This is a genomic window from Mesobacillus sp. AQ2 (assembly GCF_030122805.1).
Taxonomy (GTDB): domain Bacteria; phylum Bacillota; class Bacilli; order Bacillales; family Cytobacillaceae; genus Mesobacillus; species Mesobacillus oceanisediminis_A.
Genome location: NZ_CP126080.1, coordinates 395,013 through 418,569 on the forward strand (window position 1 = coordinate 395,013; position 23,557 = coordinate 418,569).

19 protein-coding genes and 2 pseudogenes are annotated in these 23,557 nt (G+C 41.7%); 12 read left to right on the plus strand and 9 right to left on the minus strand.

Annotated features, from left to right (window positions below):
- The first annotated feature begins 20 nt into the window (after positions 1-20).
- A complete protein-coding gene (locus QNH36_RS02030; protein ID WP_283904550.1) occupies positions 21-1,136 on the plus strand; it encodes a glycosyltransferase in 1,116 nt (371 codons plus the stop codon).
- 69 nt (positions 1,137-1,205) lie between these two features.
- Positions 1,206-2,177 carry a glycosyltransferase family protein gene (locus QNH36_RS02035; protein ID WP_283904551.1) on the plus strand — a complete coding sequence of 324 codons (972 nt, stop codon included), beginning with the start codon at positions 1,206-1,208 and terminating at the stop codon, positions 2,175-2,177.
- Positions 2,178-2,226: 49 nt separating this feature from the next.
- Here QNH36_RS02035 and galU read toward each other — a convergent pair whose 3' ends face one another.
- The 6 genes and pseudogenes from galU to QNH36_RS02060 all read right to left on the minus strand — a co-directional run bounded on the left by galU (position 2,227) and on the right by QNH36_RS02060 (position 7,007).
- Entirely contained in the window at positions 2,227-3,114 is an 888-nt protein-coding gene (gene galU, locus QNH36_RS02040; protein WP_144480332.1) for a UTP--glucose-1-phosphate uridylyltransferase GalU, read from the minus strand.
- 131 nt (positions 3,115-3,245) lie between these two features.
- Positions 3,246-4,343, minus strand: coding sequence for a DegT/DnrJ/EryC1/StrS family aminotransferase (locus QNH36_RS02045; RefSeq protein ID WP_283904552.1), 1,098 nt, complete (start codon positions 4,341-4,343; stop codon positions 3,246-3,248).
- Positions 4,340-5,329, minus strand: coding sequence for a Gfo/Idh/MocA family protein (locus QNH36_RS02050; RefSeq protein WP_186326851.1), 990 nt, complete (start codon positions 5,327-5,329; stop codon positions 4,340-4,342). Before QNH36_RS02050 ends, QNH36_RS02045 begins: the two co-directional genes overlap by 4 nt.
- 62 nt (positions 5,330-5,391) lie before the next feature.
- Positions 5,392-5,628 (minus strand): annotated as a pseudogene (locus tag QNH36_RS23935) (DapH/DapD/GlmU-related protein); the annotation flags it as partial.
- A 3-nt stretch (positions 5,629-5,631) separates the two neighbouring features.
- Positions 5,632-5,877 (minus strand): annotated as a pseudogene (locus tag QNH36_RS23940) (LbetaH domain-containing protein); the annotation flags it as partial.
- Between the two features lie 125 nt (positions 5,878-6,002).
- The gene (locus QNH36_RS02060) at positions 6,003-7,007 is read right to left on the minus strand and encodes a glycosyltransferase (protein ID WP_144480324.1); all 1,005 of its coding nucleotides are present in this window, start codon (positions 7,005-7,007) and stop codon (positions 6,003-6,005) included.
- A gap of 213 nt (positions 7,008-7,220) precedes the next feature.
- On the opposite strand from QNH36_RS02060, the gene QNH36_RS02065 reads away from it, so the two are divergent.
- Positions 7,221-8,498 carry a nucleotide sugar dehydrogenase gene (locus tag QNH36_RS02065; protein ID WP_283904554.1) on the plus strand — a complete coding sequence of 426 codons (1,278 nt, stop codon included), beginning with the start codon at positions 7,221-7,223 and terminating at the stop codon, positions 8,496-8,498.
- A gap of 48 nt (positions 8,499-8,546) precedes the next feature.
- Here the strand turns inward: QNH36_RS02065 and QNH36_RS02070 are convergent, their stop codons facing one another.
- Positions 8,547-9,641 carry a tetratricopeptide repeat-containing glycosyltransferase family 2 protein gene (locus QNH36_RS02070; RefSeq protein WP_283904555.1) on the minus strand — a complete coding sequence of 365 codons (1,095 nt, stop codon included), beginning with the start codon at positions 9,639-9,641 and terminating at the stop codon, positions 8,547-8,549.
- 284 nt (positions 9,642-9,925) lie between these two features.
- Here QNH36_RS02070 and QNH36_RS02075 point away from each other — a divergent pair, with 284 nt between their 5' ends.
- Positions 9,926-10,909, plus strand: coding sequence for a tRNA dihydrouridine synthase (locus QNH36_RS02075; RefSeq protein WP_144480318.1), 984 nt, complete (start codon positions 9,926-9,928; stop codon positions 10,907-10,909).
- Positions 10,910-11,294: 385 nt separating this feature from the next.
- Positions 11,295-12,485: an ABC transporter substrate-binding protein gene (locus tag QNH36_RS02080; RefSeq protein WP_283904556.1), complete on the plus strand. Its 1,191-nt coding sequence runs from the start codon at positions 11,295-11,297 to the stop codon at positions 12,483-12,485.
- Positions 12,486-12,736: 251 nt separating this feature from the next.
- Here QNH36_RS02080 and QNH36_RS02085 read toward each other — a convergent pair whose 3' ends face one another.
- Positions 12,737-13,306, minus strand: coding sequence for a DUF6143 family protein (locus QNH36_RS02085; protein ID WP_251544539.1), 570 nt, complete (start codon positions 13,304-13,306; stop codon positions 12,737-12,739).
- Positions 13,299-13,841 carry a DUF6143 family protein gene (locus QNH36_RS02090; protein ID WP_283904557.1) on the minus strand — a complete coding sequence of 181 codons (543 nt, stop codon included), beginning with the start codon at positions 13,839-13,841 and terminating at the stop codon, positions 13,299-13,301. The genes QNH36_RS02085 and QNH36_RS02090 overlap by 8 nt, the downstream gene beginning before the upstream one ends.
- A gap of 318 nt (positions 13,842-14,159) precedes the next feature.
- Between QNH36_RS02090 and QNH36_RS02095 the strand changes: the two genes are divergently transcribed.
- From QNH36_RS02095 to xylF, 7 genes are all read left to right on the plus strand, one after another.
- A complete protein-coding gene (locus tag QNH36_RS02095; protein ID WP_251544541.1) occupies positions 14,160-15,269 on the plus strand; it encodes a sugar ABC transporter substrate-binding protein in 1,110 nt (369 codons plus the stop codon).
- 80 nt (positions 15,270-15,349) lie between these two features.
- Complete coding sequence (locus tag QNH36_RS02100; protein WP_251544542.1) at positions 15,350-16,870, plus strand: ATP-binding cassette domain-containing protein; 1,521 nt, start codon at positions 15,350-15,352, stop codon at positions 16,868-16,870.
- Between the two features lie 12 nt (positions 16,871-16,882).
- Positions 16,883-18,058, plus strand: a complete 1,176-nt coding sequence (locus QNH36_RS02105) for a sugar ABC transporter permease (protein ID WP_251544543.1) — start codon at positions 16,883-16,885, stop codon at positions 18,056-18,058.
- Between the two features lie 219 nt (positions 18,059-18,277).
- A complete protein-coding gene (locus tag QNH36_RS02110; protein WP_251544544.1) occupies positions 18,278-19,255 on the plus strand; it encodes a sugar ABC transporter substrate-binding protein in 978 nt (325 codons plus the stop codon).
- On the plus strand, positions 19,248-20,687 hold the full coding sequence (locus QNH36_RS02115; protein WP_251544545.1) for a sensor histidine kinase: 1,440 nt from the start codon (positions 19,248-19,250) through the stop codon (positions 20,685-20,687). The genes QNH36_RS02110 and QNH36_RS02115 overlap by 8 nt, the downstream gene beginning before the upstream one ends.
- Entirely contained in the window at positions 20,680-22,218 is a 1,539-nt protein-coding gene (locus tag QNH36_RS02120) for a response regulator (protein WP_283904558.1), read from the plus strand. The genes QNH36_RS02115 and QNH36_RS02120 overlap by 8 nt, the downstream gene beginning before the upstream one ends.
- A gap of 80 nt (positions 22,219-22,298) precedes the next feature.
- Positions 22,299-23,378 carry a D-xylose ABC transporter substrate-binding protein gene (xylF, locus tag QNH36_RS02125; RefSeq protein ID WP_251544547.1) on the plus strand — a complete coding sequence of 360 codons (1,080 nt, stop codon included), beginning with the start codon at positions 22,299-22,301 and terminating at the stop codon, positions 23,376-23,378.
- Positions 23,379-23,557 lie beyond the last annotated feature (179 nt).

A 23,557-nucleotide genomic window follows, 5' to 3' on the forward strand; every position in this document is an offset into this window, starting at 1 on the left:
CACATAACCGGGGTGTTTTTATGATTAGTGTCATTTTGCCAGTGTACAACGGGGGGGATTTCCTTAAGGAAACCATCAGCAGCATCTTGAATCAGACACATAAAAATCTGGAGCTTATCATCGTAAATGATGGTTCAACAGATAACAGTGAAGAGGTAGTGCTGACCTTTACTGATGAAAGAATAAAATATTGTAAACAAGAGAACAAGGGAGTGGCGGAGGCTTTTAACAAGGGATTATCAGAGGCCAAAGGAGACTATATTACCTTCCATGGGGCCGACGATATCTCCCTTATAAACCGTTTTGAGCGGATGCTCAAGATCCTTCAGCACAGCGGGATTGGAGTTGTGCATTCTGATATGCTCCTGATTACTGCTGGGGGCTCACCGATGGGCTATTGGCAATCGGGAAATGTGCTGTCTGAAGACCTGTATTCTTTTTTCCTGAATGTAGGAACTCCATTCAATAACCCAACGATGATTTTTAAAAGAGATGTGCTCAAAAGCGAAGTAAAATATGATCCTACTATTAAAGTTGGGTCCGATACGGATTTTATTTTGAAGGCTTTACAGAGTGACTGCCTGTCCTATCATATCCCGGAGCCTTTGTATCTTTACAGAAGGCATCAGACAAATGTGACGAACCAGAAAAACCCGGCTGTACTGGCTCGGCATGTGAAATTGAATCTTTCCGATGATGACCTGAAGAATATTCACGAAGCAAATGGGGGTCCTGATGGTACAGGTCACAATCTTTTTGCTGCTAAATTAATTGCCGGGCTCGCATTATCCCGGAGATGGATGATGAATGAAGCATTTATCCTCTTTAATGAGGCCATCCCATTAATCAAGAGTGACCGTGACCGTATTTTTTTTGAAGGAATGAAGGGATTGATTGAAAAAGACTATCCGCGTGCGGTTAAGCACTTCACCAAGCTCGAGAACAGGACCCATCTGGAGGAAAATTATTTGGGTGAAGCCTTGATGCTTTTAAAGAAATATAACGAGGCGTACCCACATTTCCTTAAAGCATTGGAACGGAGTCCGGATTATCATTCTCCTGTTCAGAACCTCAAAGCAATCGGCACTTTAAGAGGGCTTAATGTCATTGATAAACATGTCAATAAGTATAAATAGACCCCCAGATCCAGGGGGTTCTTCTATTCAGATACCCGGGTTTTACAGAACACGAAGGAGTGGAATCCATTGAAGGAGAAATTGAAAATTTTACTGCTGGTCAAGCCGTTCTGGATTAAGTTTCCGAAGCATAAGCCAAAGTATGAAACGATTGCTGCCCTGGAGAGCCATGCTGAGGTCAGGTACTGGCATAAAGACGGAAACATAAAAGATATCTTGCGAAGAATCGATTTTAAACCGGATTTCATTCTTCAGTATGATGTGGCGTGGGGATATGCCTTTTCACCGATCATCAGCGGCCTGGGGCAAATCGACATCCCTAAAGGGTCAATTGTAATCGACATCCATTACTTTCCCTATGTAAGAAGACAATATTTTGAAGATACCAATATGGATATGATTTTTTCCCTCACAAAGTCACCCTTTTTGAAAACATTCCCCGAATATCAGGAGAAGTTCAGGTGGTGGCCGTTTTCTATTAATCCATCTATTTTTAAAGATTGGCAGCTTGAAAAAGACATCGATTACTTACTGATGGGCCAGGTGTATGACCCCGACGGACAGAACAACACAAATACCCCAAATGGGAGATACCCTTTCAGGGAGGAAGTTTTAAAGATGATGAAGGGGATTGATGGCTTTGTCCATCACGCTCATCCAGGGCATGATGCCCCTGAATCTGCGATCCTGAATGAAAAGTATGCCCGTGAATTAAACCGGTCTAAAATTTTCTTCACTTGCGGGGGGCAGTATAAATACCCTGTTCTGAAATATTTTGAAGCCCTGGCATGCAGGACCCTGCTGCTTGCCGAGCCGGTACAGGATATACTGGATCTAGGTTTTAAAGATGGCCATCATTTCGTGGCATGCGATCTTTCAAACTTCCAGGAAAAAGCGCAATATTATCGGGACCATGAAAAAGAACGGCAGCTCATAGCTGATAATGGATATAGGTTTATCCATGAAAACCATACGAATGAAGCCAGAGCCAGGCAAATGGTTCAATATATTCAGGAGTTTTCAGATGGAAAGAAAAAATGAATCCATGAAAGATAAAAAAGACGAGGTATCGAAATCTCGTCTTTTTTGCTTAATTTTTTTCGGTTTTAACTTCTTTTAAAACCTTTTCAAGATAAGCTATTACATCTTCCTTCAGTTCATCTCTTTGAAGGGCAAAATCAATCGTTGTCTGGACAAAGCCTAATTTTTCGCCAACGTCATAGCGATTCCCTTCGAATTCGTATGCGAACACTCTTTGGATTTGATTCAATTGCTGAATGGAATCAGTCAATTGTACTTCGCCTCCTGCACCCACTTTCTGCAAATCAAGAAACTTGAATATTTCAGGGTTCAAGATATAACGGCCGATGATCGCTAGGTTAGAGGGGGCGGTTCCCGCAGGAGGCTTCTCGACAAAGTTTTGAACATGATATCTCCGTCCATCCTGTGCGGAAGGATCAATGATGCCATACCGATGTGTCTCCTCAGCCGGGACTCGCTGAACACCGATGATACTTGAGTGTGTCTCTTCATATTGGGTGATCAGCTGCTTTAAGCAGGGGGTTTCGCTTTGCACGATATCATCTCCGAGCAGAACGGCAAACGGTTCATCTCCGATAAAATTCCTCGCGCACCATACGGCATGTCCTAAACCCTTTGGTTCTTTCTGGCGGATGTAATGGATATCAGCCAGTTTAGAGGGGTGCTGAACCCGCTCGAGTAAATCGAGCTTTCCCTTTTCGAGAAGATTTCGTTCAAGTTCATGTGCAATATCAAAATGGTCTTCAATGGCTCTTTTGCCTTTCCCGGTCACAATGATAATATCCTCAATTCCCGATGCTACTGCTTCTTCTACAATGTATTCAATGGTCGGTTTATCGACGATCGGAAGCATTTCCTTTGGCATGGCTTTGGTAGCCGGCAGGAACCGGGTACCTAAGCCTGCAGCAGGAATGATGGCTTTGCGTACTTTTTTCACTAGCCTTCCTCCAATAATTAGTTGGTTTGTACATTATACTTATGAATGGTCTTGCATATGATTGTGATGACAAGAATCGGTGACTGCATGATGGCTGGAAAGAAGCTTAGGAAAAAGAAAGTGGTTTGTGATCAACTGATGATCTCCTTTAAAGCCTCACATATTTCCCGGATTTGATCCTTGGTTAACTCAGCGTACATCGGCAGGGATAAAAGGCTGCCGGCATATTCTTCGCTGAGCGGAAATGTCCCTTCAGGAATTCCAGGGTCTCCATAGGCTTCGGTGAGATGGATTGGCGCCGGATAATGGATACCTGTTTGGATGCCTTTGTCGAGCAGCTTCTTTTGGGCATCTTCACGATCCTTGATGCGTATTACAAACAGGTGGTACACATGCCTGACATCTTCTTTTTCAATTGGAAGAATGATATTTGTATCTTTCAGCATCTCCTTGTATAGAGAAGCATTTTTCCTTCTGGCTTCAGTCCACTGTTCGATATAGTTCATTTTTACATTCAGGATGGCAGCCTGGATTCCATCTAATCTGCTGTTATAACCGGCAATTTCATGAATGTATTTCACTTTGCTGCCATGCTGGCTCAAGAGGCGCACGCTGCCAGCAAGTTCCTGGTCATTCGTCACCACGGCACCGCCATCACCATATGCCCCTAAATTCTTGCCAGGGTAAAAGCTGAAGCATGCGGCATCACCGATCGACCCAACCCGTCTTCCCTTATATTCAGCGCCATGAGCCTGGGCTGCATCTTCAATCACTTTAAGTCCACGCTGGGCTGCGATTTCGAGGATTGGGTCCATATCTGCAGGCTGTCCATATAAATGGACTGCAATAATTGCTTTCGTTTTTTCGGTAATCCTGGAGGGAATCTCTTCTGGATTGATCGTATACGTCTCTTTGTCATGATCGACGAATACCGGCCGTGCACCTACGGCTGTAATCGCTTCTGCAGAGGCAATGAAAGTATTGGCAGGGACAATTACCTCGTCCCCATGTCCGATGCCCATTGCCTTTAAGGTAAGCCACAAAGCGTCCGTTCCATTTCCGACACCAATACAATAAGACGCATGGCAATAATCAGCGAAGTTTTTTTCGAAAGTTTCGACCTCTTTGCCGCCTACAAATGCACAATCCTCGAAAATTTTTTCGACGGCTTTCTTCACTTCACCTTCGATGCTTTTATACTGGGCCTTCAAATCTAAAAGTGGGATCATTCTTGGTTTCTCCTTAATAAAAGATCACTTTCCTCGAGTACTTTTACAACATTCAAACCTTTATTTCCGCTGCTCAAAGGCTCTTTGTTGTTCAGGACGCAATCTGTGAAATGGGAAAGCTCAACACTCAATGCTTCTTTTAAAATAAGCTCGGGAAAATACTCTTTTTCATTCTCATACTGGTAGGAAATAGTGCCATCTTCATTTTTTGAGAAGTCTGCATGCTTATGAAATACCTTTATTTTCTTCTCGGGCTCCATGTCGTCATAAATCATCATGCCTTTTGTTCCGACCACCGTCATTTTCCGGACCTTTTCCGGGTATAGCCAGCTGTTCATAATATAGACTTTCTCTCCGGTTGAATATGTTAAGTTAAGAAAAGCGGTATCTTCGAGCTGTGGATTGATATCTCGATGCCCATATGCTTTGACCTTGGTGATCTGGCTGCCGATCAGATAGTCCGCAATCGATAAGTCATGAGGAGCCAAATCCCATAAGACATTGATATCCTTTTGGTATAAACCTAAATTCAGACGCTGGGATGTAATATACCGAATGGTCCCTATTTCACCTGAATCAATAATTTCCTTCATTTTTTTGACGGCGCCAGTGTATACAAAGGTATGCCCGACCATAAGTGTTAGGTTCCTGGAGTCTGCAAGTTTACAAAGTTCTTCTGAAGTTTGAACAGAGTCGGTGAGAGGTTTTTCAACAAAGACATGCTTGCCGTTAGTGAGGGCTTCTTTTGCAAATCGATAATGGGTATTCACTGGGGTCACAATCAGTACGAGATCTATTGCGGGGTCCATGATGATGTCAAGGTAGTTTGTGGTGGTTTTAATGTAAGGGTATAAGGCTTTTTGTTTTGCCAGCTGCTCAGTATTCAAATCTGCAACATAGATTAACTCAACTCCAGGCAGGGCATCCAGATTGCGGATAATATTTGGTCCCCAATAGCCGCAGCCTATGACTCCTGCTTTTAACATACATTGATCCCTCCTTGAAAAATTTTCCTGCAGCGGGATAGGATACATTATTCCTGGATGTATCGAATGACTTTAGCCGGGTTTCCGGCAACGATCGAGAATTCCGGCACATTCCTGGTGACAACACTGCCAGCACCGACTATTGCGCCTTTACCGATCGTGAGTCCGGGAAGGATGGTACTGCCGGATCCGATGGAAGCCCGTTCTTCTACAATCGTTTCCAGGAGAGTCCATTCTCCATCATTTTGCAAGGAGCCATCCGGATTGGTGGAGCGGGGGAACATATCGTTCGTGAACATCACCCCGTGGCCGATAAAAACTCCATCTGCTATATGCACTCCTTCACATAAAAAAGAGTGGCTTGAGATTTTGCAATTTTTTCCGATTTTAACTCCTTTTTGGATCTCAACGAATGTGCCAACCTTTGTTCCGTCTCCTATTTCGCAGCCATAGGCATTTACGAAATCATAAATCTTGACGTTCTCACCTAGCTTTACATTGTTTAAATTGCTTTTATCACTCATATAACACACACCCATATCTATCATTTTTAAAGAGGGGGATCACCGATTCATAATCAGTCTCTTTATGGTATATGTTCTGAAAATGGAAGTGTATGGGGGGGTGCCTACAAATGAAAAAAATCCTCTGGAAAATCAATGGCTATGCTGGTTTATTCCGATCTTGATGATCCATGATAACTGGCTAGATATTCTTCCACATATTCAATAAATTGCTGTGCCCTTACATCGTTTGTATGGTGGGTATGGATAAACTCGTAGCCTGTATCTGTTATTTTTTTTCTTTCTGCCTCGTTTTCCAGATAATACATCGCTTTTTCATAGAAATTGGATTCATTACAGGCAATAAAGTTTTCACCATCTACGAATCCCAATTCGGTAAGGTCCGGAACAGGTTTTGCCAGGAGCAGCGTTCGGCACGCGGGAGCTTCAAAGTATTTCAGTACAGGATATTGAAACTTGGACCCGCAGGTAAAGAACATTTTTGCCCGGTTTAGTTCTTTCGCATATTTTTCATTAAGATAGTTTTTTGAAGTATTCTTTGCGTAGTGTCCAGGGTGATGGTGAAATAGAAAGCCTTCTTCTTTCCTCATCCGCACTAAAACTTCCTCTCTAAATGGGTACTTGCCCTTTGGAGTACCAGTCACATTCCTGCTTTTTCGTTCCCTGTCAAAAACCTGCCCCATCAGCAGGAAATTAATATTCTTCTCAATCTGCCAATCTTTAAAAACTTCAGGATTGATGGCAAAGGGGAGCCAGCGGAACTGGTCCTTATATTGAGGGAATTTTTTCAAGAATGGTGACTTTGTTACAGAAAAAATCAAATCAATTTTATTTCGATTAAAAAATTTAACTCGTTCAGAGGGACTATAGTGGATATCAATCACGAAGCACCCTTTTGGGATGTTGATTTTGCCTAATCCCTTTATCCTTGGGGTCAGGGGGCTGTTCCAGGCATGATCATAGTGCAGAATGAAATCCGGGGTGAAATTCAATGCAACTAAAATATCATTGATGTTGCCGTCTTTATGCCAGTACCGTACGTCGGCGAATTTTTCGATTGCTTTGATTGTATCGAACTTTGGTTGATGCTTTGGTGCCGATTTGTTGAAAGACTTGATCAAAACAAGAATCTTAAGTTTCTCTTTTTCTTCCATGAAAAACACCTCCATATCGGTGTAAGGACTTGTTTATTTTAGCTTATTCACTCTTTTTCCCGATGCCTGGTCAATTGTCACAATTGAACGGCGGAATGGTCATTTTATTTACACAAACAAACTGCGACTACATAAAATAACGGAGAGTAATTGCCAGAAGATTTCCATGATTTCGGGGGATTTCAGCTAAAAAGGCCAGAAAGGATTGTTAAGATGAAAAATGTTACAGTTGTTGGTTTAGGAAAGATTGGTTTGCCCTTAGCCGCAATTTTTGCGAATTGCGGACATTTTCATGTGTACGGAGCAGATATCAATAAAGCAGTGGTGGACAAAGTGAATCAGGGGATTTCCCATGTGGATAACGAACCGGGACTTGATGAGCTGGTTTCAAAAGCATATGAGTCCAAAACCCTGGAAGCAACAGTAAATACGTCAGAAGCGGTGAGTAAATCCGAGGTGGTAGTGGTGATTGTGCCGGTATTAACAAAGGGAAACGGCGCCACAAACTATCAATATATCGATTCTGCTGTAGAGGATATAGCAAGAGGGATTAAAAAAGGAACGCTTGTAAGCTTTGAAACGACTTTGCCTGCCGGTGATACGAGAAACAGGTTCGGCCGGACGATCGAAAAGATTTCAGGATTGAAGATGGGGGTCGATTTTTTCTTATCCTACAGTCCTGAACGTGTGTACTCCAACCGGATCATCAAGGACTTGTCTGCCTATCCAAAGGTAGTGAGCGGATTGAACGCCAAAAGCCTGGAGTTAGCAGCTGATTTTTATCAAAAAGGGTTAAACTGCGATATTTTACCGGTCAGCAGCCTGGAGGCAGCTGAATTTACCAAGGTTGCCGAATGTGTTTATCGTGATGTGAACATCGCTCTTGCCAATGAACTTGCGATGTATGCAAACAAGCTGGACATTGACATCATGGAGGTCATAAAGGCAGCAAACAGCGAGCCCTATTCGAATATTCACCTGCCGGGTATTGGCGTTGGCGGGCACTGCATTCCTGTGTATCCATACTTCTTTATCAATAATGACCTTGAGGAGGGCTTGACCACTTTATCAAGAAGGATTAACGATGACATGGCCAAATACGCTTTACGGCTGGCAGAAGAACATCTGGATTCGTTAAAGAACAAAAGGGTCTTGATCTTAGGCCTGTCATTCCGGGGAAATGTGAAGGAGCCAACAAAATCATCCACATTGCTTCTGATTGATGAATTGAAGGAAAAGGGAGCTGCAGTATATGTCGATGATCCTTTATTCGAGGCAGGGGAGATTTCAAAATATGGTGTTGTTCCATTTTCAAAACAGCAGGCGGAAGAAATTGAACTGATCATCCTGCAGGCATACCATGATGAATATAAGAACATGGACTTTTCAGCATTCAAAAACTGCAGCCTGGTTCTGGACGGAAGGAATGTGCTGGATAAACAGGCCATTATGCAGCAGGGCATTCATTATCTTGGAATTGGAGTTAAATAGCCGGCAATTAAATGGCAAGAGGAAAGAGGAAATCTTCATGATTCCCTCTTATTTTTTGCCGCTATTTTTCATGAAATCATTAAAAAATTTCTCATTGAACAAGACCTGCTTGTCATCTGGCCGGTATTTTTTGGCGTTCTGATTGTGTTCAATCGATTTTTCTACATTGCCTAGTTCCCAATGGCATACGCATAGCTGAAGATGCGGATACCATGTGGAATAAGCCTGGTTCTGGAATCCGGCTGTGTCCTTATTCATCTGTATCGCGGTAGTATACCAGTAGATAGCTGTTTGATAATCCTTTTTGGCCTTGAAAATGTCGCCAATCCGGCAGCACGGTTCAGGCCGGGGTGCATCGTATGATAGTGACTTCAGCAAAGCTTCCATTTCTTCGTCTTTTTCTCCTAGATGGACATGGCAATCAGCCAGATTCAAACACGCTCTTATGTTGTCCCCCACCCAGCCTTTTTTGCCTCCAAGGAACTCATGATAATAAATGATCGCTTTTTCATATTGCCTGTGATCACGCAGCTCATTGGCATAATAATATAAGTCCCTTGGAGTGAAGTCCTCTCCTCTTTTAATCCGCTTCTCATAAATTCTTAAATTCCTGTCAGATGAATGGCCGGTCGATTGTTTTTCATTCTTTTTATGCTCAACTGATATATCAGAAGATAAAATATTGCCGCTCACATCAAGATATTCATGGACGGGTCCGATCCATTTGAAGTTCTTGCTCCTCTTCACCAGGCGGTTCCTTCTGTAATGGAAAGTCGGGTTCCCAAATTCATCTCTGAGGATGACATAGATCATGGAGACACCATCAACATCCTTTTTCAGGGAGGTTTTCAGCTTTTTGAACTTTTGCTGGTCAGCCGGCAGCAGAATATCGTCGGCATCGAGCCAAAGGATATAGTCCATCGTTGCGTTGCTGAAGGCAAAATTGCGGGCTGCGGAAAAGTCGTCAATCCACTCGAAATCGAGTACTTTATCACTGTACTGCCTGGCTATTTCCTTTGTCCGATCAGTCGACCCGGTATCCACAATGACGATTTCATCACAGATATCCTGTACACTCCTGAGACAGTTCTCCAATACTTCTTCTTCATTTTTAACAATCATGCAGAGACTGATGGTGGGCATTGATTTCCCTCCTGTAAAAGATTTTCTTCACATTTTATGTAAAAGGATAACGATGTGAAACCCCTTCGAATCCGGATGTGCAATATAGGCCGCCAGGCAAATACTTTATTTTAAATAGCCCAGTGGGATGCTAAGTGGCGGAAAGTTAAAATTACCATTTCAATCAGTTTGATAAAAAGTGCTCAAGCATGGTATAAGTGTAAAAGGAGCAGGAGCATTCTGCTTTTTAATTTTGGGATCATGGGTAAGCTCTGGTATCCCATGATGAGAGGGACTGAACGATTATGAAAGAAAATTTCTGGCGTGATTTACCACGGCCGTTTTTTATACTGGCACCAATGGAAGAAGTGACGGATGTTGTTTTCCGTCATGTAGTGAGTGAAGCAGCAAGACCTGATGTATTCTTTACCGAGTTTACAAACAGTGATAGTTATTGTCACCCGGATGGCATCAAAAGTGTGCAGGGGCGTTTGACTTTTACAGAGGATGAACAGCCGATTGTCGCGCATATATGGGGGGACAAGCCTGAATATTTCCGGCAAATGAGCATCGGGATGGCAGAAATGGGATTCAAGGGCCTGGATATCAATATGGGCTGTCCCGTGCCCAATGTGGTGCAGAATGGAAAGGGAAGCGGCTTGATCCGTCGTCCGGACGTTGCAGCAGATCTGATTCAGGCAGCAAAAGCGGGAGGATTGCCGGTAAGTGTCAAAACAAGGCTTGGCTTCTCAGACTTAGACGAGTGGAAGCCCTGGCTGAAACACATATTGGAACAGGATATTGTCAACCTTTCCATTCATCTGCGCACAAGGGATGAAATGAGCAAAGTGGATGCTCACTGGGAACTGATTCCGGAGATCAAGAAGCTTCGTGACGAGGTCGCTCCGGATACACTTTTGACGATCAATGGGGATATTCCTGACCGACAGACCGGCCTCAAGCTCGTGGAACAATATGGTGTCGATGGTGTGATGATCGGCCGTGGTATTTTCCATAATCCATTTGCTTTTGAAAAGGAGAAGAAGGAGCATAGCAGTCAGGAATTGCTTGATCTTTTAAACCTGCATATGGATCTTCATGATAAGTACTCGCATTTAGAACTGCGGCCGTTCACGGCTTTGCATCGCTTTTTCAAAATCTATGTCAAAGGGTTCCCCGGGGCGAGTGGGTTAAGAAATCAATTAATGAACACTAAATCAACGGATGAAGTGCGTGAATTGCTTGATCAGTTTGCGTCCAAGGATTTGGGTGGAGTGGGAGAGCAGTAGGAGTGAGTTGAAAATCAAAATGACTCGATGACTTTCAAAGAGTCAGATTCAATAATAAACAGTTAATTGGCTGGTGTGGAGTCTAGGGTAAACCGGACTCATGCCTGCCAATTTTTTTTGTTTGTTATTTTAGTATTCTATATTAGGTTTCCCGTTCCCAAACTTTATAGTGCGATATTTTAAGTAAACTTCAGGGTCGTGATGGTACAACTCGGATAGCCAAAGCAGGACGGTTGTAGTCCGGGCCATAAGATAATAAATAAATTGAACTCGAAGTATTTATGACTTCTTTGAAAAAATGAGGATTTTGTATAAGCCATCTTTTATATATTAAGTAGAAATAAGCAGCTGACTTTTTCTTTTAAAGGTCTGGGGGGAAGAAGTAATGAAAGAGGGAAAAGAAATAAGGATTGGAGCCATCTATCCTTTTACAGGCTCACAGTCAGCAGTTGGGAAGGATATTCGCCAGGCCATCGATTTGGCTGTTGAAATTGTAAATAATCGATATGATTTGGATTTGCCTTTAGCTCGTACTATAGGCCTTCCTATATTAGAAAATCGAAAATTTAAAGTGATTTATGGAGATTCAGAGGGTATACCGGAAATTGGGCGGGAAGAAGCCAAACGATTAATTGTAAAAGAGAAGGTTGCGGCCCTAATTGGTTCATATCAAAGTAGTGTGACTTTGCAAGCTTCTGCTATAGCTGAAGCAAGAAAAGTGCCTTTCTTAACACCAGATGCATCTGCCCCGTCGCTTACAGAGAGGGATTTTCAGTTTTTTTTCAGAACAGCACCTAATGATCATCTATATACAAATCTTTTCTTTGAACTATTTCATTTTCTAAGATCAAGAGGCAGAGAGATCAACAACTTTGCTATTTTGACCGAGGACTCTATTTTTGGATTAGAAGCAGCTGTGATCGAAAAAAGTCTTATCCGGAAGTTCTCTGGAGAGCTTGCAGCTTTTGAAATATATACCCCGCCTGTTACATCGCTAGTGAATGAACTCACCCGGATTCGAAAAAGCAAAGCTCAAGCCGTTTTTGGTCACCAGTTCCTTTCTGATGCTATAAATGTCGTTCAAGGTCTTAAAAGGTTAAATTGGTTTCCAGAAGGGCTGGTGGTCCAAAATGCAGGTTACACCATACCTGAATTCCTTGAAACGGTCGGGAAGGATGGCAATTATATTATTAGTCGTGTTGCCTGGGCACTCGGTTTGGGCAGAGTCAAACCTATTGTAACGGAAGTCAATGAACTTTATCGCTCAAAATATAAAGAAGATATGAATGAGACCAATGCACGCAGTTTTACAGGATTACTCGTCCTGGCTGATGCCATTAATAGAGCTGGAAGTATAAATAAAGATAAAATAGTTCAATCTCTGCGTCAAACCAACATGCCAGGAAAAAATTTAATAATGCCATGGCGAGGTGTCCGATTTGATTCAAACGGGCAAAATATATTGGCGGATGCTTTACTGGCTCAAATTATCAATCAGGAATATAAAATTATATGGCCGCTCTCAGTTGCCGAAACCCCGGTCGTGTGGCCGGCACCGCCATGGAATCAGAGATAGCAAAGTGAGGACGGCTTTTTATTGTAAGAAAGGCCGTCTTCATCAAGAGAATGTAATTTGTTTTTGCTTTAAAATCATATCCCGCTTAATTTGCCACTTTCTAATTACCTCAGTAATTTTAAAAAAAGCCGCTAGCTCACCACGTATAAATTAAGTGTTTTCTCCAAATTCATTTTGTTCAAAGTGAAAAAGTCTTATCGATAAAAGTCTGTTATTTTAATGCCATGCCCGCTAAAAGAAATCAAAAGGGGTTATACTTTTTCCTCCCACCAGCCAAACGCGACTCTTGCATGTACCTGACTTTTTCCTGGGGATCGAAAGAATAAGGAAATAGAACTTCCAGGCGGGATGATGAACATACCTTGAAAGTCATGCTTTGTGAGGGTTGTAGTTGGCTCAACCCTCCGTACAAAGGCGTTAGTACCCCGACTTGGCTTTCCTGAAATGAAGCTGGCGTTTTTGATATCAGTCTTCGGCATTGGCGGGGGCTTTAAGGCCTGGTTCCCTGAAGCGAAATGCGGCGATGTTTTTCCGTTTCCGGGAAGGATGCTGCCTATCCAGGCTTCAGTGGTTAATGCCTCATTTGAATAGTTGCTGATGGTATAGGCGTTTAAGAATAGATTCACATTGGAGTCCGCCGGGTTGACCAGTCCGCCCCATCCGTTGTAACCACCACCGAAGGATATGAGATCTGTTTGACCAAGAAAGTATTCACCGAGATAGGAGTGATATACATTTTCGGGCAGTACGGTGACCTCATTGAGGTGTTTCTCGCTGTCCATTGACTTGAAGTTCATGCCAGCTATCTCCTGCTCATGCATTGGCCGCTTCCTCCCACCAGGTCAAAACGATTGTCCCTGAGATGTATTGATAACCCGGCGGCCTTAGAAGTATGGAGAATGAGTCTCCGGGACCAATAATGATGGAACCATTGTGTGAATCGCTGACAAGGGTGGAATTTTGAGCAACGATTCTATCAAAAATATTCACACCTTTGGCCATGGGCTCAGCAGAATATCCAGCATATTTCAAGATTGCCTTTGGATGTGGAGAAGGTGAAATCGCCTGATTGGTTGGAGTTACATGGGACGAGACCGCTACATTTCTCGGTGGAACAGCGTTTAACCAGATTTCACTGATGAAGTTTTGGTTTGAAAGGTTTGTGATCGTAAAAATATCGATGTACACATTGACCCCAGAATCAGCTGGATTGACGATTCCGCCCCACGCGTAATATCCGCCCCCGAAATTCAGCAATCCGGTTTTGCCGATAAAGTATTTTCCGCGCCTTGAATTTAAGGCTGGACTGGTTACATTCACCACTTCAATTGTCTGTTTATCCATTTCATTTGGCATACCATTACTCCTAACTGTTCATTTGTCAGAATATATAATATGAAACATTTTGGGCAGATGTTCAGGTTGGTTTTACATTGAGGGAGCAGGGGGTACGTTCCCTTGCTCCTTTTTACTTCGCCCATGGCTTAAGACTGGGGGCAAGTAACTTTGCAGCCGCTTAAGAAACTGCATAAAACGGCCGTGCACTTTTTAGAAAGGATAAAAAAGTACAGAAGATAATAAAAGATTACTATATGTTAACGCTTTCAAAGCGAATGGTCCGCTATAAGATGGAGTTGTAGCAAATTAATTTCATCTTTAAAGGGGGAAATATTAGTGAAAAAAGCTTGGAAATTATTTTCTGTTTTGATCGTTATGACAGTGTTGACTGGAATGCTGGGTGCATGCAGCGGGAAAACTGGCGGAAGCAGTAAAGTGAGCGTGGGAATCGTTCTTCCAACGAAGGATGAGCCAAGATGGGTGCAAGATGAGCAGCGCTTTAAAGATGCCTTAGCTGATTCTGATTACACGACAGAAATTTTATTCAGCCAGGGTTCTTCTGCGAAGGAAAAAGAAAATGTGGAAACTTTGCTTAACAAAGGAATCGAAGTATTGATTATTGCTCCTCACGACGGCGCAGCAGCTGGCTCTGCGGTAGAAGCGGCGAAAAAGGAAGGCGTAACCGTTATTTCTTATGACCGCTTAATTACAGAGACAGATGCAGTTGATTATTATGTAACGTTTGATAGTTTGGCAGTAGGTGCTGCTCAAGGCCAATACTTAATCGACCATGTAAAAGGCACAAATGTCCCGTTATACCTTTATGCTGGTGCTTCATCTGATAACAACGCATTTTTATTCTTTGAAGGTGCATGGAAAGTTCTTCAGCCGAAGATTGCGGACGGCACGTTTGTAATTGCTAACTCTACAGAAGCAGTGGCATTGAAAGATAAGCAAGAGCTTACTCGTGATGAGCTAGGAAAAATCCTCGGTCAGGTAACAACAAACTGGGATCCAAACGAAGCGAAAAATAAAGCACAAACACACTTAACAGCAGCGGGTGCAGATTTAAAAGGTGATGTAGCTGTTTTAGCTCCAAACGATGGAACGGCTCGTTCTATTGCTGATGTTTTCGGAACAGACTCTGATATTTCTAGTTTCGTCGTAACAGGCCAAGATGCTGAGAAAGCTTCTATTCAATACATCATTGATGGCAAGCAATCTATGACGGTATTTAAAGATGTAAGAACACTGGTTGCAGACGCAATTGATATGGCGATCGACATCCTGGATGACAAAAAACCAGAAACAACTGGCTCTTACAACAATGGAAAAGTTGATGTGAAAGCGAAACAAACAGACGTTATCGTGGTAGACGAAGAGAACGTTAAGAAAGAACTAATTGATTCAGAATACTATGAAGCTAGTGAGTTTAAAGGACTTTAAAAAAATAAAACTGCGTGATCGTATTCATTTTGCTTACGATCACGCAGTTATTATAGCAGTTTTGGTTGGAGGGAATGAGGATGAGCGAATATATTCTGGAGATGAAGCAGATTTCAAAGGAATTTACAGGAGTCAAGGCGCTCGACAATGTCAATTTCAAAGTGAAGAAGGGTGAAATACACTGCTTAGTTGGCGAAAATGGGGCTGGGAAATCCACTCTGATGAAAGTGCTGAGCGGGGTTTATCCTTACGGGACTTATGATGGGGATATTGTTTACGAAGGTAAGGTACAGCAATTCAATAAGATTAACGATAGTGTTAATACAGGTATCGTAATCATTTACCAGGAGCTGGCTTTGTTTCCTGATCTCACAGTTTATGAAAATATATTTGCTGGCAATGAAATCAAGCAAGGGGCTTTTATTGACTGGAATGAGACGATTGTTGAAGCGAAAAAACTGCTTGAAAAAGTTAACCTCGACATTAACCCGGAGACTCTTGTAAAAGATTTAGGAGTAGGGAAACGTCAGTTAATTGAAATTGCCAAAGCGTTAAGTAAAGACGTAAAGCTTCTCATTCTCGATGAACCGACTGCAGCGTTAAATGAGGACGACAGTGAAAATTTATTAAAATTACTGGACGATCTCAGAAAACAAGGAATTACCTGCATTATGATTTCCCATAAATTGAAGGAAGTTATTTCAATAGCAGATAGTGCAACTGTTATTCGTGATGGACAAACGATCACGACCCTGGATGCGTCCAAGGGGGAGATAACCGAAAATACGATTATAAAAAATATGGTTGGACGCGAAATTCAAGATATTTATCCGAAACGCCCGAAGAAATCTTATGGAGAAAAGGTGCTTGAGTTAAAGAATTGGTCTGCATATGACCAAAAGCTTGGCAGACATGTTGTGAAAAATGCAAACCTGAACGTTAAAAAAGGTGAAATCATTGGTTTGGCAGGCTTAATGGGCTCTGGCCGGACGGAACTTGCCCTTAGTATCTTTGGTAACGCGAAAGCCTATAAGCTTCAAGGTGACTTGCTATTGGATGGAATGCCAAAAGCATTGAAACATACTAGTGATGCAATAAAGGCTGGAATTGCGTATGTTACGGAGGATCGCAAAGGGGATGGGTTGTTTTTACTGCAAGATATTAAAAGCAATATTTCTGCCGCGAATTTACAAGGAATTTCTGCCAACGGAGTTATTAATGACAATGAAGAGATTAAAGTAGCAGATAGCTATAAATCTTCATTGCACATAAAAGCTGCTTCTTTAGAACAGCTTGTTGGAAAACTAAGTGGCGGTAACCAGCAAAAAGTTTCGTTAGGCAAGTGGCTGTTTGTTGGCCCTAAACTCCTAATATTAGATGAGCCTACCCGAGGTATTGACGTGGGCGCAAAATTCGAAATTTACACGGTGATGAACAAGCTGATTGAAGAGGGAATGAGTATTATCATGATTTCTTCTGAGCTTGGTGAAGTATTGGGAATGAGTGACAGAGTTTATGTCATGGCCGAAGGAGAAATCAAAGGCGAATTGCCAATAGAAAACGCCGACCAGGAAAAAATAATGCAACTGGCAACACAATAGGAGGCTAAACCAATGACTTTAATAAATGACGTGAAAACGTTAATCAGTAAAAATATTCGTGACTACGGGATGTATATTGCTTTATTTGTCATCTTTCTCATCTTTACTATTTTAACGGATGGCTTATTTATCTCTTCCCGTAATATTAGTAACTTACTAGACTCTGCAGGTTATATTGCAGTTCTGGCAGTCGGTGTCATGCTGGTCATTGTCATCAGGCATATTGACTTATCGATCGGATTCTTAGCAGGGTTCCTTGGAGCGATTGCGGCCATCCTTTTAATGCAGCATGGTTTACCTGTTTATATTGTGATTCCTGTCATTTTGGTACTTGGAACGATTGCCGGTTTGTTTACAGGCTTCCTTGTTGCAAAAGTAGGAATTCCTGCCTTTGTAGCAACACTTGCAGGCTGGCTGATTTACCGCGGTGCGATTCTGCAAGTAACAGAAAAGTCCGGAACCATTATCGTTCAAAACGACGCTTTTAATGCGATTGGAAATGGGTACATCCCATCTATTATGCAAATTAGCGGGTTGCATTTACTCTCTTTATTAATCGGTGTACTTGGCATAGTATTTTACAATTTTAGTGCAGTATCCAACCGCCGAAACAAAATTAAGTATAATTTCGAAGTGGTCTCAAAACAGATCTTCATTTTGCAGCTTGTGTTCGTTTCGGCTATCATCGCTGCAATCACTTGGATCCTAGCTGGCTATAATGGTTTCTCCTGGACAGTGATGATTATTTTATTAGTCGTGCTCGTCTATCATTTCTTGACAACGAAGACAGTAATGGGAAGACATATTTATGCTGTCGGCAGTAATCCAGAAGCTGCACATTTAAGCGGAATTAACGTAAACAAGATAACATACATCGTATTCGGCTCAATGGGTTTGCTATCTGCTTTATCAGGCATTCTATTTACCTCTCGCCTTCAGTCAGCAACGACGACCGCTGGAACCCTATTCGAACTTGATGCCATCGCAGCTGCCTACGTTGGTGGCGTATCTGCAGCTGGCGGAGTAGGTAAAGTAACAGGAGCGATTATCGGGGCGATCGTAATGGCATCCTTAACGAGCGGGATGAATTTGCTGGGTGTAGGGATTTCCTATCAATATATCATTAAGGGCGGCGTTTTAGCCTTAGCAGTAATCTTCGACGTTATGACAAGAAGAAAAGGAAACTAATTGCCTCTTCTTGCGGGCTTTCACCAAGATCATTGGGGAAGCCTTTTTTGCCATATAAGAATTCAGGAATCTTGTATAGCTCCTGTGCTGGCAGGGCTGTCCCGTGCGATTGCTGCCTGAATGACTGCCTATTTTTTTAATGCAGTTTACTAACGAGGCTGATAGAATCAAGTTAAATGACACCAAACGGCTAAAGAAAGAAAAAGGGGAGAGAGCAATATGAAAAAGTATATGTATGCCATATTGGGTCTTGTATTTGTCTCCCTTTGTTATCTCATTTTTGTATCAGCCAATATTGTCTTTAGCAATGACATAGCTTTGCCTAAAGCAAAAAATCAAACGGACTCTCGCTATCGCTTAGTTCTCATCACGAGAGACATGGACACGACGTTTTGGAATAAGGTTGGCATGGGGGCATCGAGGCAGGCAGTGAAAGAAGGGGTCAGCCTTGAAATTTGGGGAAGCTATAGCAATAATTCAGAACAGTTTTTAAAAAAATTAGAACTGGCTATCCATTCCAAAGTGGATGGAATCATCATACAAGGACTTGATACAGACGAATTTAAAGAACTTACAAAAGTAAAGGCCGCTTTTAATGGAATTCCGATTATCACAGTAGCGAATGATGTGCCAATGAAGGAAAGTCTAAGAAGAACCTACGTTGGTTCCGATCAATTCCGTGCCGGAGGTTTAATAGCAAGGCAGTTGTTGAGTGATATGGGAACTGAAGGGAAAGTTGTACTGCTGTCTGACAAGCAGAAAGAGTTTTACCAGAACGAAAGATTAAAGGGCATCTATGCCACGTTGAAAGTGTATCCAAAAATTAAGATACAATATGCCGAAACAGGAGAGTCAAAAGATCAGGTCATTACGACGATGAGAGACCAGTTAAATCAGGTGCCGGATGTGGATGGGTTTATCGCTGTAAACGCAAAGATGATTGGTCCGATGGTACAGGAAATAGGGAAACGTTCCCGGGTTGAACCATATTTTATCTATACGTTTGATGATGGACCAGAATCGTTACCGCTCTTTGAAGAGGGGAAGATTGACGGAGTCGTTGAGCAAGATCCGGAAACAATGGGTGAAGTCAGTGTACAGCAAATTGTTAAATGGCTGAATGGAGAAACGGTTCCGCTTGATATTAATGGTTACTTCACAAACACACGCATATTGAAGGACAGCAGAAATGAATAGCATCAGAAAGAAAATATTATCATTTACAACTATAGTCATTATCATTATGTCCATCATTTGGATTGCTCTGACATTTTATAACTATAAAACACAAGTAAAATACAATGATATTTTAAACCGATACTTAATATTAAGTGATGTTTCAAGGTCCAGCAATCAAGTGATTACGGACTTGAATAATTACATGAACCAATCGACACCAGGAAACTTACAAAAATTAGAGAGCAGCAAAAAGGAGCTGGAATCTTCTAGATACGAAGTATTTCAGGTGAGAAATGAAGTAAATGATTTTACATTAACAAATTACATAAATTTAATGGGCAGCTTAATTGAAACAACTGACAGATTAATGGGACTTGAACGAGATTCCGAGGCAGCGGTAAAAGACCTTGCCGAAATTACACGTATCAGCAATTATATTTCCGATATGACGCTTACCTTAATCGATATGGAACTTAAAACACATGAGCCGTTTTATCGCGGCATTATGGAACAATCCATTGAGTTGGTGAAACTTGCGATATGGATGGTTTTATTAACATCCTTGCTGCTATTATTGGCTACTTATTGGTTCTCCTTAAGCATCACAAGGCCAGTCCAGCAGCTAACGAAGGCTGCAAGTGAACTGGCGAAAGGAAAATTCGATAATGAAATAACAGTCAAATCGAATGATGAAATTGCCTTTCTTGCTAAAACATTTGATCATATGCGTACGAATATCAATAATTTAATACAGCAAATAAAGGAAAAAGCAAAGCTGGAACACGAACTGCAGCAAAACAAGATTTTGCTTCAGGAAAGCCATTTCCGCAGTCTGCAAAGCCAGATGAATCCGCATTTCCTGTTTAATACCCTTAATACGCTTTCGAAAAAAGCTTACTTGGAAGGGTCTGAAGAAATCAGTGATTTGCTCGTCAGCGTGGCAGACCTTCTGCGTTACAATTTAAAACAAATTGACCGGTCCGTCACATTAAGAGATGAATTGGTTGTTGTCAATCAATATATGCAGATTCAAAAGGCGCGCTTTACGGATAGGCTGCAATTGCGATTAGACATTGATGACTCATGCCTGGATGTTGCTATTCCCGCACTTACCCTGCAGCCGATTGTTGAAAATGCAGTCATTCATGCAATAGAGCCCAATATTAATGGGGGTGTCATCACCATTCATGTGAAACAGAAGGATGGTTATGTCGAAGTTCGAATTGAAGATGACGGAATTGGCATGTCTGATGAGATCATTTCTCAAATTTTAATGGAACGTCAAGTGCAAACAGCTGGACATTCAACAGGAATAGGTTTCAGCAACGTTGTTAAGCGTCTGCGTCTATTTTATGAGAGCGACGACGTCATTCAACTTGAAAGCAAATTAGGCAGCGGCACTGCCGTTCTATTAAAAATCCCGGAACAAAGAGGCGAGAAGCATGATTAGAATTTTAATTGTGGATGACGAACAAATAGAACGGGAAGGAATGGAAGCGATTTTAAATCGGGCATTCCCGGACCTGATTGTTGAACAAGCCAGTAATGGGAACAGAGCAGTAGAATTAGCAGCAAGCTTTAAACCAGATTTAATATTAATGGATATTCAAATGCCTGGAATGAACGGCCTGGAAGCAGTAGAGCAGATACTCACTGATTTTCCTCATATTAAATTCATAATGGTAACAGCATATGACACATTTAATTATGTGCAGTCAGCCTTAAAGCTTGGAGCAAAAGACTATATCTTAAAACCCAGTAAGGTGAGTGAAATTAGGGCAACGGTAGGGAAGGTATTGCACGAAATAGAAAGTGAGAGGGAACTGCAGGCAGAAAGCAGCTTACAACGGGAAATGTTACAGAAAACATTAGCTCTCGTTGAAACGGATGTTGTAACACAGCTGCTATTCGACCATGTGCATGAAGTTCATTTAAACATGCTCATTGAGATGCTCGATATTCAATCAACAAGTCAGGTATTCGTCATGAATGTGATTGTACCAGAGGGAATGGAACATCTTTACTCCAGGATTAAAGAAAAAGTCAGGAAAACAAGAAGCGGATGGATGGGTGCCCTTTACGATGGACAGCTGCCGATCATTATCTTCAGAAACGGCCAGTCTTATCGGGCACAAGCGACTTCCCTGGCAAGAGATATTTTATTTGAAGTAAATAAGGAGCAGAAATCAGGCTGGTTCATAGGGATTGGGGATGATTGCAATTCATTGGAGAAAATCCGCCAATCTTATCAAGAGGCAATCATTGCTTCGAGCAATAAGACACTTCCGGTAAAATACCGGTTTTATCAAGATATTCCTGTCTTGAATGAAACAGGCAGCTGGCAGCAGGCAAAATACTTAAAAAAGGATCTAACCGACCAGGTACGGCTAGGGCAGTGGGAACATATAAAATCGAATCTTAGCCATCTTATTCAAGCTTACGAGATGGAAGGCATAGAAATCCAGCAAGCACAACAATTCGTATTAGAATCATTATGGTCAATCTGGTCGATCATAAACGATCTGGGGATTGAGGCAGCAACACCAATTTACCAGTATCAAGCGTCAAATTACCGTCAATTGCGGTTTGAAACCGCCAATCTTCTCGCGGAGATGAAAGATTTTTATGATCAACATTACATTAGTTTGGAAGCGGATACAATTTATCGGATTAAACAATATATCATGGAGAATTCGCAGCAGAATATTTCTTTAGAAACACTTAGTAATAAAGTAGGTTTAAGCCCAATTTATATCAGTAAGATGTTCAAGGAAAAGCTAGGGATTAATTACATTGATTTTTTAACCGAGTGCCGTATTGAAAAAGCAAAGAAAATGTTAGCAGAACCGGACAAGAGCATTAAAGAAATTACCATTGAAGTTGGCTATCATGAACCCAATTACTTCAGTAAAGTTTTTAAAAAGATGTGCAATGTTACGCCGAGAGAATATCGGAAAACATTGCTTGGAATAAAAGATTAGTCTCTTTCCTATAAAAAATGCAATCTATTAGAATAATGCAAAGCTTAAACTGAAGTTCCACAGGGAAGGGAGGGGAAATAGTGATAACAAAGTTTAGGAAAGTTGGTATATTGAATCTTATCTTCCTTCTAATGTTATTGGCGGCATGCGAAGAAGGTGGATCTCCAAAACATAAAGAGGACCAGGGATCAGAGAATGAAAGTGTTGCTGATTTTGATACAAAGCTTAAAATTGGTTTTTCGATGGACACGTTAGAAGAGGAGCGTTGGCCAAGAGATCGTGACTTTTTTAAAGAAGCGGTCGAATCATTAGGGGCGGAAGTCGTGATACGTGAAGCAAAGGGTGACGATACCTTGCAAATTGTGCAGGCAGAAACGTTAATCAGCGAGGGAGTGGACTTGCTTGTAATCGTTCCGCATAACGCCGAGGCGGTAGCAACCATCGTGAATAAAGCCCATTCTGCAGGCATTAAAGTGATTTCCTATGACCGATTAGTCAAAAATTCTTCTGTAGATTTATACATCTCTTTTGACAATGAGTTAGTCGGGGAACTTCAAGCTAAGGCAATAACAAAATTAGTTCCAAAAGGGAAGTATGTATATATTGGCGGGGCAAATACAGACAATAATGCCCATTTATTGAAAAAGGGAGTTTTTAATGTCCTCCAGCCCTTCATAGATAAGGGGGACATACAGATTGTATATGATCAATGGACTGAGAATTGGACTCCAGAAAACGCTTATGCCAATATGAAAGCCGCCCTGGAAATAAATAATAACGAGATAGATGCTGTTATTGCTGCAAACGATGCGACGGCAGGCGGAGTCATAAAAGCACTTGAAGCGCAAGGGCTTGAGGGGAAAATTCCGGTTGCCGGACAGGATGCGGACTTAGCAGCGGCCCAGCATATTGTGCAAGGGACTCAAACAATGACTATTTATAAACCTATTAAAACATTGGCCTACGAAGCAGCAAGAGCAGCGATCAAAATGGCGGAAGGTGAGATCATTACTGCGAATAGAAAGATGAACAACGGAAAAATGGAAATACCATCGCTCCTTCTTGCACCCATTGCTGTAGATAAAAATAATATAGATGACACGATTATTGCAGATGGATTTCATCGGCGAGATGAGGTATATGAAAAGCGAGGGGAATGAACTTCACACCATCCAGTTATAAAGTTTATAATCCAAAATGCCTGAGTCTATTAAGGAAAATAGAAGCACGCAGCATGCTTCCGTATTCCAGATTTAGGTAGTTTTGTTTATGATTTTAATTTATTCAAATAATTCCAATTATTCATGATATTTCGTGCATAGAAATATATAATAGACCC